9 protein-coding genes are annotated in these 11,251 nt (G+C 42.3%); 3 read left to right on the plus strand and 6 right to left on the minus strand.

Translation table 11 applies throughout. The features are described 5' to 3' along the window. Positions 1-15: 15 nt before the first annotated feature. Both H6G92_RS39430 and H6G92_RS14850 read right to left on the minus strand, forming a co-directional pair. Entirely contained in the window at positions 16-219 is a 204-nt protein-coding gene (locus tag H6G92_RS39430) for a hypothetical protein (RefSeq protein WP_242059135.1), read from the minus strand. Beyond that, a complete protein-coding gene (locus H6G92_RS14850; RefSeq protein ID WP_190894435.1) occupies positions 216-455 on the minus strand; it encodes a hypothetical protein in 240 nt (79 codons plus the stop codon). Before H6G92_RS14850 ends, H6G92_RS39430 begins: the two co-directional genes overlap by 4 nt. A gap of 234 nt (positions 456-689) precedes the next feature. Here H6G92_RS14850 and H6G92_RS14855 point away from each other — a divergent pair, with 234 nt between their 5' ends. Continuing rightward, complete coding sequence (locus H6G92_RS14855; protein WP_190894447.1) at positions 690-854, plus strand: hypothetical protein; 165 nt, start codon at positions 690-692, stop codon at positions 852-854. Between the two features lie 60 nt (positions 855-914). Here H6G92_RS14855 and H6G92_RS39435 read toward each other — a convergent pair whose 3' ends face one another. From H6G92_RS39435 to H6G92_RS14875, 3 genes are all read right to left on the minus strand, one after another. Continuing rightward, positions 915-2,336, minus strand: a complete 1,422-nt coding sequence (locus tag H6G92_RS39435; protein ID WP_242059136.1) for a GUN4 domain-containing protein — start codon at positions 2,334-2,336, stop codon at positions 915-917. A 79-nt stretch (positions 2,337-2,415) separates the two neighbouring features. After that, positions 2,416-3,423, minus strand: coding sequence for a glycerate kinase (locus H6G92_RS14870; protein WP_190894436.1), 1,008 nt, complete (start codon positions 3,421-3,423; stop codon positions 2,416-2,418). A gap of 17 nt (positions 3,424-3,440) precedes the next feature. Then, positions 3,441-3,773, minus strand: a complete 333-nt coding sequence (locus H6G92_RS14875; RefSeq protein WP_190894437.1) for a DUF565 domain-containing protein — start codon at positions 3,771-3,773, stop codon at positions 3,441-3,443. A gap of 523 nt (positions 3,774-4,296) precedes the next feature. Between H6G92_RS14875 and H6G92_RS14880 the strand changes: the two genes are divergently transcribed. Both H6G92_RS14880 and H6G92_RS14885 read left to right on the plus strand, forming a co-directional pair. After that, complete coding sequence (locus H6G92_RS14880) at positions 4,297-4,932, plus strand: hypothetical protein (RefSeq protein WP_190894438.1); 636 nt, start codon at positions 4,297-4,299, stop codon at positions 4,930-4,932. A gap of 255 nt (positions 4,933-5,187) precedes the next feature. Further along, the gene (locus tag H6G92_RS14885) at positions 5,188-7,104 is read left to right on the plus strand and encodes an ArnT family glycosyltransferase (RefSeq protein ID WP_190894439.1); all 1,917 of its coding nucleotides are present in this window, start codon (positions 5,188-5,190) and stop codon (positions 7,102-7,104) included. 94 nt (positions 7,105-7,198) lie between these two features. Here H6G92_RS14885 and H6G92_RS14890 read toward each other — a convergent pair whose 3' ends face one another. Then, complete coding sequence (locus H6G92_RS14890; protein WP_190894446.1) at positions 7,199-10,459, minus strand: ATP-binding protein; 3,261 nt, start codon at positions 10,457-10,459, stop codon at positions 7,199-7,201. Positions 10,460-11,251: the final 792 nt, after the last annotated feature.

The following is an 11,251-nucleotide window of genomic DNA, read 5'->3' on the forward strand; positions in this document are numbered from 1 at the left end:
CAACGAGAGTTCGGTTTATTCTGGTGTCCATCCAAATCCATTTACAGCTACAGGACGAGTGGCTACAACCCAAAATTCAATTAAAACTTGAGATGTAATAAAACATCGATGGTTATTAGATATTAGATACCTGATTGTGCGATGGACAAGATTGTAATCGGGTGAAGCTATATCCCTGGAGCGTAACAGGATATTAGTATCTAATAAATAATTGGTCATACTTCATCATCGTAGATATTTTCTCGACGCAAAGCTTCATCATCAAGGTTGACATAACTTTTTGGTGCTGTATCTATCCACTCCTGCCAAAGTAATAATCTCTCTGATGATGTTTTAGGTTTACTAGTTAGTAAGGTTAAATTCTTGTTACTAAGTTTTTCTTGAAAGAGTTTTTGCTCTTCGGGGGAGAGGTTTAGTACCACTTCTACAAGAGAATTAACAAGTTGTACATTCATAGTTATTTATACAATTCACTGGGTCAGTCTATGCGATGGGCTTTCGCCTTGCACTGATGCTGCTTTACTATAATACTGACTATTGCTTCTGCCATACAGCAAAAGACATAGCTAATTTCTCGCAGACTTTAAGCGAACGTTTATAAGCTTTGAGCGATGAGTGGAATATCACTGCACGCCCTTTTGATTAAAGTCAAAAGTCAACTTTGAAAGTAATCGCAAAATCCAGGACAAATGAAACTACCTTGGGATGAATGGGAAGCAAGTAACCATGAAATAGAAAAAGTAGCGAGCAAATTTATCTTTGCTAATTGCTATGACACCCAAAAAGCTAGCATTGTACTACAAGCACAACAAGAAGACGTTTTTTTGCCACAGTGCCAGGTAACGGAAACGTAGAAACCGCAATACTTCGTGCTAAATGACTTGTTTGTGAATCTTCACAATTTCCTGTAAGCCTTATATGTTACAGTTTACAAGTCTCGACGCGATAAAAGAAGAGACAATCATAAAATCACAAATCTTACTCGAAGCAGCAACGGGAAGATGTCCCTGCGGAGAATTTGTTGTGAAGGCCAGGTCTGAGTATATCCGCCAGTTTTTATTAAAAAACACTTCTTTTCGCCATCCGACGCGATCGCCAAACTTTTCGTAGTCTTTTCCAACGTTTTCCCAAATTCGCTTTTGCACACTAAACCCAAAGTGCCCATTGCTGTATTTTACCCACAGTTGGTCAATGGTGCGTAAGTCAGTGCAAGGAAAATTATTAATAGATTCAGAACTAAGCCAGCCTTGTGATTTTCTGCCTGATGCTTCGAGCATAACAGCCAGAGTTTCTTGATCCGCCTCTTTCCACTGTTTAGCTTTAAGTAAATCGCGCAACCGCCTATAGTCTACACCTTTCTCAGAGGGAAGATCGTTAGCAGTAGATTGCTGTTGTAGTCGCAGTCTCTGTGCTTCTTCTTGTTCTCGTTGTCTTTGCAGCCTTTGTGCTTCCTGTTGTTCCCTTTCTAGTTTAAGTCTCTGTGCTTCCTGTAGTTGTTGGAGTATTTCTGCTTGTTGCTTTTGTACTTCAGCTTCATTATGTATTGGGGCTACATCGTCATCTTTAAGGTTCAGATATTGCTGCAATTTCTTCAAACCCGCTTTAGCTTTTTCCCCTAACGGATATCCTTGTTCATCTACTAACTCGGTAAAGGTTTGCTTGTATTGATCCAGATTTTCTCTGTATTTACCATAAGGTTCTAATATTTTGTCTCGAACTGTACGAGCTTCTTCATCAGTTAATCCTAGCTGTTCTTGTAAATGCTTCAATATTTTGGATTCCACTAAAGAAATCTCGCCATCATCTGCAAATTCTTCAACCTTCTGGCGATACTCAGCTATGGCAGTTTCCTTTGTTGCCAGTGTCAGTTTCAGTTTACGCTCACTTTTCAATTGCCCAGCAGCAGCTCTAATTCCCTGAGCTACGTTTGTGAATGCATCGTCTCGATTAGTACAAGAGGTAACAGGTTCGGCATCTTTGGGCAAAAATTGCAGTTTAGCAAAGGGTGTATCACTCCAATCAACCCTTCGCAGAATAATCGGGATGACACGAGCTTTTCCCGTATTGTGACGTTCTATTGCTGTGGTGACTTCAATCTCCCAGCAATAATTAGAAGCGATAAAGTCTGAACTGATAAGTAACAGAATGATATCGGCGGTGTTTAAATTCTCATTAATTTGGTAATCCCACTCCTCTCCAGGTAGTATCTTGCGATCGTCCCAGCTTGAAATCACACCTTGGCGTCTCAAAGTACTTAGGTGATTAGCTAGTTCATCCTTTAGAGATTCGTCTTTATGTGAGTAAGATAAGAAAAGCTTTAAAGGTTCCTCTAGCATTTTTGGTCTAAGGAGTAGGACAAATCACGCTTTAAAGACATTATAGTGTTTTTAGCTGATTTGCTTGAGAAGTAAGCCCCTAAGCCCGATCGCAATATACTTCACCAAAGCTATGATCAGCATGAATCTCAATTACTAAATCAACCACTGTCGTATCTTTTACTAACGGCTTGATGAATAATTCTGGGTGAAGCGATCGCCAAAAATAATTGACAAATTGCTCTATCTCTGCATTGCTCATTCCCGATTTACCCGCAGCAATCATCTGCTGTTCTGCCTGTTTGCGCCACTCCAAAGAACATCGGTAATCGGTGGGATATAGCACAATTAAACTGTCTAATCGCTCCCATAATGGTAGATAATCGTGGAGGCGAAGATTCATATCACGAGCAAATGCTCTATCTTCATCTGTGAGGATTGGCGGCGGTGCAGTATCAAATACATCTGCGTTAATTGGTCGCACACCCACAAACCAGCCTTCAAATAGTACTATATCTATATTTGTAACCATTTCTGGATTAGTGCGATCGCCAGCGCCTCTAAAAGCAGATTTATCAAAGCGGGGAATCATCACTGGGCTTTGCAACTGGCGGATTTTATCTAGTACATTTAAACCTAAATCTACATCGTGGGTTCCTGGTGGGCCGCGCCAAATCAAGCGGGGATCTTGCTGTGTTAAAAGCAAGCGATCGCTGTAAGTTTTATATAAGTCATCCAAAGATAAACTCACAGTCCGGTATCCCAACTGATCGAGAATCAAGCTAAGAACCTTGGACATTGTGGTTTTACCAGTGCCTTGTCCTCCCAATATTCCTTGAATCAGGGGGCGTTCTAACTGTTGGCGCTGCGATGCTAGTGTGATTCCCAAAGGCAGCCACAAGTCCCACAACACCTGTAACATTTCCTGGGGTTCGACTTTGAGGCTAGTTTGGCAGAATTGGCTAAAAGCTGGTAAGACAGATTTTAGTAAATGCGATCGCTCTTTTATCACTTCATCGACATTTTCCGGCGTGATCCCAAAAGCTTTAGCCCTCAACCTATCTGCTAATGCCGCTTCTCTTGCTTCCTGCTTCCCTATCTCCCTCATCTCCCTCATCCCCCATACTACGATCCCAACTTAAAGGCTTCGAGAAACAGGCTGTAGGTGAAACCAACTTTGAGGAGATTTAGTGAGTCTACCAAGAGCGATCGCCTAGCGAAAAAGCTCTGACTGTAAAATATCCTACTAGTAATTTCAGTCAATACTACTAAAAAACCAGCTACCACTATGTCTAATTCTGCCCGTTGACCGGCTGTAGTGGAAGCTGCGTTTCCCAGAAAAAAACCGAACAAAAAACTGATAATTAGTAACGATAGTCGCCGCCAAGGATTTAAAAACCATTGCCCCAAGCGTGTAGCAATGGCATCTAATAAGTTATTGAGACGAGTATTTTGCATTACAAGGGCTTCTAGGGAAAAGTCAAGATATCTTGAAATATCTCTTATATTAAGGAGGATATTGGTTTTAGCATCAGCTTGTTTGTTAATATTATAATTATGTCCTGGGCTTCGAGTGTTGATTGAAATTTGCAAATCATATCATCATTTAGGGAAGTACAGGCCCTTCAAAGAGTGCTTATTCTAACGCAAGATGAAATATATATCTTAGATTTATCTAAGGGTTTGGCAAAAGATGCCTTGCTGGGTCATGAATTGGCTTTGCTTAGTATCTAATTTTCTTGTTTTTATCCAAGCCTACGGTCAAGATGCAAAGCAATGGGTGTCTGCACTACTCGTTTGTTAAACATCAAGAAAATAATTTTCTCCAAATATTTTCTAATCAAAATGATATTTATAATACATTTGTATCCCTAATTTTAGGAAAGCCTATATTAGGCTACTTTCTATGATTCCCTTTTGTGATAATAGGCTACTATTTGGTCAAGCCTAGACAAAATATTTATTTCTAATAACTATCAATATGAAATCTTCCGTGTATCGTAACGTCGGTGTTACAGCTTCTTGCTTGGGACTGCTTATTGCTCTGGTGGGATACTTTGGAGTGAGCGTATCCTTTGAATCCACAAACCCAGATACATCTTCACAACTGCCAACTGAAACTAACCAGTGGGAGGCAAATTCCTCTACACCCGTTTCACCTGAAAAAGGTATTTCAGCTAGTCTATCTACTCCAGCAACTACCCCAACCAATCAAGTAGAACATAGTATTAGAGAGAATACTTATCCTGTCTTGGCAGAGCGTGATAAATCAGCAAGCATTGCCAAGGATCAAGGAACTTTGCGAATGAGCAATCAAACAAATCAGCCTGTACGGTTGGCTCTACTGGCGCGACAGTCGGTAGCAAAAGGCTCTAGTACTAAACAGGCTAACCATGATGTACCGGCACATTGGGATTTTGCTCCCCAAGAAGGTAGTGAGAAGGGACTGATTTTATCCCTACCTCAGAATAATTTAAAGTTGGAGAAGGGAGATATTTTAGTTGCTTTTGCACAAGATGGTTCCCGTCGTTACTGGGGTCCCTATGTTGTCGGTGAAACTCAATTACCTAAATGGAATTCCCAAAATAGGGAATGGCAACTAGTACTGAGTCCATAGTCCATATTTAGTAGTACTGAAAAAGTAATACAGCTGGGCGTAAATTCAGCTACTTTGAAGACAAAGGGTTTAAGCCATTTGTCTTCAAAGTGTTATGTGTTGGAGAAGTTTTTCTGGCGACTTTGAGCAACTGGCGTTACTGAACAGGAAAAAGTGTAGAGTACTGAGGAGAAGAAAATTGTTGAATTTAAAACTCCGCAGAACAAAAGATAGATAACCAACGACTATTGATTAGTGATTGTTGACTATTGACTAATGAGAATGAAATTGAGTGTTAAGCACACTGTTGATGAGTGGTTCAATAAAATAGGAAAGAATCCAGCCCTTGGTATCACTGTATCGATTTTGTGGTTGATAGTGATTGGCTGGATCGCTTTTGGCTGGAATTTGGGCAACACTGGCTTGATTGATGAGACAGAGCCGCTGTTTGCCGAAGCTTCCCGCCAGATGTTCGTCACAGGTGATTGGATTACCCCATTTTTCAATGGTGACACTCGTTTCGATAAACCTGCTTTAATTTACTGGTGTCAGGCGATCGCTTATGCAATTATTGGGGTGAATGAGTGGGCAGTACGCCTTCCGTCAGCGATCGCAGCCTTCGGCTTAGTTTGTTTAGGTTTTTACACCATACAGTGGTATTTCGCTAGACAAGACGAATTAGATCAAGTTTCACGTCCTACTCGCCGCTACTTAACATCTTTTATAGCAGCAGCGCTCATGGCACTTAATCCCGAAACCATTATTTGGGCGAGAATTGGTGTCTCTGATATGCTGCTCACCGGATGTATGGCATCAGCTTTGTTATGTTTCTTTCTAGGGTATGCAGGGAAGGGAGGGAGTAGGAAGCAAGGGGGCAGGGAGCAGGGGGAAAATTCCCCTGCCCCCTACCCCTCTGCCTCTTCTGCCCTATTCCCTAATAAGTGGTACTTAGCTTTTTATGTGCTGATTGCTGGCGCAATTTTGAGTAAAGGTCCAGTGGGAATTGTTTTACCAGGGCTAATTGTTGCCGCCTTTTTGCTTTACGTGGGAAAGTTTCGAGAGGTGTTGCGGGAAATGCGCCTTCTCGTTGGTGTATTGATAATTTTAGGTTTATCAGTGCCGTGGTTTGCTTTAGTAATTTGGCGCAATGGCTGGAATTATATTAATGCCTTTTTTGGTTATCACAACCTGGAACGGTTTACAGAAGTTGTTAATGGTCACTCAGCACCTTGGTATTTTTACTTTTTAGTAGTGCTGCTGGGTTTTGCGCCCTACTCAGTGTATTTACCACTCTCTATAGTAAGACTAAAGTTTTGGCAGCGATCGCACTGGCGATCCCTTGAACGTTTTCAGCAGTTTGGTTTATTTGCTTGGTTTTGGTTTGCTAGCATTTTTGGTTTTTTCAGCATTGCTGTTACCAAACTCCCTAGCTACGTATTGCCTTTAATGCCAGCAGCAGCCATCCTGATAGCCCTGTTGTGGAGCGACTTTTTCCAAGATACAGAGGCTAGGCAAACAATTCCTGTTTCCTCCTCTCCCACTCCTCCCGTGTCCCCCTCTTTTCTCCGAGTGAGTGGTTGGGTGAATGTAGTGTTTTTATCAGTTCTGGCAACAGCACTGTTTAACATAACCCACATATTAGGTACTGATCCAGCTATAAGTAACTTCCACGAACTAATTCAACAATCTGGTTTACCAGTAATAGCCGGTGTAATGTGGCTAGTTTGTGCCGTTTTAGTTGCGGGTTTCTTATTAAGTCGCCAATGGAATTACGTTATCGGCATTAATTTACTAGGGTTTGTAGCATTCTTAATTTTTGTGTTAACCCCTGCTTCGTTCTTTATAGATCGAGAACGTCAATTACCTTTAAGGGAATTATCTGCGGTCATCCTAGAAGCAAAACAACCAAATGAAGAATTGATTATGCTTGGATTCAAAAAGCCTAGTGTAGTCTTTTACAGCCACATCCACGTCAATTATTTAAGATTTCCCCAAGAGGCTATAGAGCATATTCAAAACCAAGCTGCCAAGGGACTACAACCTCCCTCGCTGCTGCTGTTGGCTGAACAGAAAAAGTTTTTACAAATGGACTTACAGCCAGATGATTACAAGAGTTTATCAACCAAGGGTGCTTACAACTTGGTTCGAGTTCCTTTTAAGAAAAAGAAAAATCAAAAAATAGACATATCTTGATTAGAGATTGGGGATTGGGGACTAGGAAAGATAAGTATGTAGATTTATATCCCCACCAATCTTAAAAGAATTTTTCCCCAGTACCCAGTACCCATTAACATTTGTCATTGTAACCATTGACAGCTAAGGCTTGATTGATCTGGTTTAATAGGTCTTCCATTGATATCGATCGCGGTAATATTTGAGTAGCGATCGCACCAACAACAGTTTCTATCGATGCCAAACCATTCTTCTTCTGCTTGTCAATTTCCTTATAAGCTACCCCAGACTGGAAACTGGTTTCTGGGCGATTTAATCGCTGATTCAGTACCAAAATTGGTGGTAACTTTAAAGGTGAATCTCCCAATGTCTTCAGTGCTTTGAGCACGTCTTTGTGGATAGCGGATTCTCCTAAACAAATTAGCAGTAAGTCAACGCTTTGGTGGCGAATTTGTTGTAACACTTCTGCCCAACAGGGACTCATCGCTGCTTTGAAACCTGCTGTTTGTAGGTACTGAATTAAAGCTTGGAACCACTCAGACCCCCGTTCAGCAGTTTCACTACTAATTGAGCAATTTTTTGCTGTCCGATAACCCTTAACTGGCTTGCGTCTTACCTGGGGAAAATCACGCAGCATTGTTAAATCCACTACCAAAATGTTAGGAGGGCAGCAAATACCAGAAGCAATTTGCAGTACAGATAGTAAGGCATCTGTTTTCTCAGTGCGACTGCTGTTATCTTTAGCAAATGGTGTTAAGTAAGGAAATACAGATAGCCCTGGTATTTTAGAAGCTATTAAGGTAGTTGCAACATCGCAAGTAACCAGTGGTATTGCCGCCAAACGCGAGTGCTGAATTAGTTGTTGCAGATACATTTGGGCGGTGGTACTTTCGACATCTAACAAAATGACATCAAATTGCCATACCCGCGCTAAAAGTTCTGCCTGATCTAGGTCATCTACTTCAATCACCCGGTGTTCTCTAAGTGAGGGGTGGGGATTGACCGATTCCAACTGGGGATTCACCAACCTGAGAATTCGCAGTGGGGTTTTAGTTGGGATAATAGCGCTGTTGTTTAACCCTTGCTGCGGAACTGCTTGTGCAGTACATAATTTTTCTAAAACTGGTGCTAATACCTGATGCTCTACTGGCAAGCTTAAGAAACCATCGGCTCGATTAGCAAATGCTTGTTCCTTTTCGGCTCCCGTCGCTGTCACAATTACAGATATATGACGGGTTGCGGTGTCAGATTTTAGTAAAGTCAGCACATCCCAGCCTGATAGCAGGGGTAACAACGGATTCAAAAATATCGCAATTGGTTGCAAGCGCCGAGCTTTTTCGACTGCTTCTGTCCCTGATCGCGCAATCACAACCCGATATCCTAAACCTTTGAGTTGTTCGGTCAAGTCTTCAATATATCGGGCTACTGCCTCGACTACCAAGACCAACCGTTGCGAACTAGCAGGATGATGTTGTGTGGGGGTGCTAACAGACTGACGAGCTGCTGTGGGGTTTTCCCGTGTCGGTTGGTATCGTGTCTCCTCGTCTTCTCTGATTCCCATATCTGGTTCAGAAAAGCCTGTTTTTGGAGGACTGGGCGGCAGAAGTAGTGTAAATTGGCTACCTTTTCCTTCACGAGATAAGAAACTGACATCTCCTCCGTGGAGACGAGCCAAGGCCCGAGTTAATACCAGCCCCAAACCAGTACCTTCAAATTGGCGGGTGAGGGGATTTTCTAGTTGTTGGAATTTTTGAAAAATTAAGTGTTGCTGGTGTTCAGGAATGCCAATGCCTGTATCCCAAACTGTAAAGGCAATCCATCCTTCCCAACGACTCACCCGCAGCCCAATTTCGCCAGATATTTCGGTGAATTTAAAGGCGTTGGAAAGTAGGTGTACTAACATCTGGCGCAAGCGCAGTTCATCTGCCACTATTTGGTCTAAGCCTAGTTCAATGGAAAGGCAGAATTGGGGAGCAGATGAACGAGCATTTTGTTGAGTTTGGGATGTAGCTTTGGTAGTTTGAGTGTGGATGGCTTTGGCTTCCGATAGGGCGCGATCGCACACAGCACTAATTTTTACTGGCGTTAGCGTCAAATCCATTTGTCCCGTTTCCATGCGGGTCAAATCTAAAATGTCGTTAACCACACTCATCAGATGCCGTCCGCTTTGATGAATCAGTCCGGCATAGCGGGCTTGACGCTCGTTGAGTTCTCCCAACTGCTGATCCACGAGCAAGCGCGATAATCCCAGAACGGCAGTTAGGGGAGTTTTGAGTTCATGACTAATACAAGCTAAAAACTCGTCTTTCAACCGATTTAGTTGAATTAAATCGGCATTCTTCGCTGCTAGTTCTTTGCAAAGCTGTTGCTGTTCAGTGACATCAGTAGCTAAAACTAACCACAAATCATTGCTGAGTGCAACCTCAGACTCAGCACTCATAACTTTAAGCTCAGGACTATCTAAGGGAATTTTGGCAAACTGCCAGATTCGCTCCTGACCATTTTGCACTTCGACAACGCAGGTACAAGTACCCACCTGACTATCCAAATAGCACCGACTGTATACAGCATCATTCGATGCTTCTTGCTGAGTCAGTTTTTCTTCACCACCATGCTCATTTTCCCTACCATTGGGATGAACCTTGATTGCTCGTTGGGCGGCATATTCTGGTTTTTCGGAGCGGTTAGGGACAAGTATTGCTTCCACTTGTTGCCTAACTCCTTCTGGATCTTTCAATGCTCCTAATTGCTGCCACCAGGCGGGATTTCGTGCTACCACCTCGCCAGTACCAGTTTGCAACATTAAAGGCCAAGGCAGTCTTTCTAGCAACTGTACTAGTGGCTGATGTCCCAACGACTTGGGGTTATTTGGCATCTGCATACCAACATCGTACTCATGGCGATGCTCAACAGACGACCCCTGGATGCCTGAGCTTTGTAACCCAGCCATCCGTTCCTTAGCCAACAATCGCAACAGACGTGAACTATCTAGCAGCCCCAAATATTGACCATTGGAGTCAATCAGTACCCAATCTAAGTTCTGCTGTTTTTCGGACTGTGGATAACACAAGTGCAAGCTTAATTGCTTTACACGTTCAGAAGCTGATATTGTCTGTATTGGCTCAATTAGACCTTGACCCCAGGTAGTGAGTGATTGCTGTAAATTTAAATTTTTATCGTCACGATGTGCTAATAATTTTTGGATTAAACGGGCAGAATACAGCAACCCTATGGGGCATTGCTGTTGATTCACTACTACCAAGCGATCGCACTGCTCTTGCTCAAAAATCTCCAACACCACTGCCAGAGAACTTGTTTGGGGGCAGCTAGGTACGGTTGCCTGAAAGTCATAAAGCGGGTAATCTAGCATTAACATAGGGCTTTTGGGGTCATTCTTCCTGTGGAAACCTCCGGCATTTCCATCTGCCAATTGTTGATGGTCTTTTCGCCTGAAGCCATATCCTCTAAGAAGACTCATATAAGCAACTCTGGTTATTTCAACGCCATTAAAACAACGGGATTTCCCCTCACGGACACTTGCTTGCGGACGAGTGCATTTTTCCCAGAGGCGACGTTTCTCATTTCTAGCAACTAGCCTCCCCAGTGTCTTACTGGTATTTAAACTCCTCATCGATAGCGACAGCTAAAACAATTATGGCCCCAAAGATTCGCTTTAGAACCTTGAGGAATTATAATGATTTGGAAAGCGACAAACCTTTAAGTTCGTTTAAGTATCTTATCAAGGAGCAAAATAAAATAATCTATCTATTTACATACATAGATATGCAAATAATAAGTTAGCTAGTGTGTCTTGCTATTCCGATAGATACCTCATCATCAAAAACCGCCTAAGTCTTATTACTCAGTTGCTGCACTCGGTTGTTGAGTGGCTAGCACTATCTGCTAACACAGAGCGTTATTTTGGGTTTTAATCACCAGTTTACTGCACACCCAGTATTACCCTAGCAATGTTACCCAAACTTATCAGCCCACGTTTTTTGCTCAGGGTGATCAAGGAGATATATTCAAGAATAAATGTTACAGGACTTACGCAACTGGCACAGAGCGATCGCTAATTAATAGTACATAAGTATTATTTAAATCTGATTCCGAAAGCCTTGTATTCGTAATAAAAGTCGGTGTGTTGGAAGCAAAGTATAAAATATTC

This window comes from Nostoc foliaceum FACHB-393, from assembly GCF_014698505.1.
GTDB classification, from domain to species: Bacteria; Cyanobacteriota; Cyanobacteriia; order Cyanobacteriales; family Nostocaceae; genus Nostoc; species Nostoc foliaceum_A.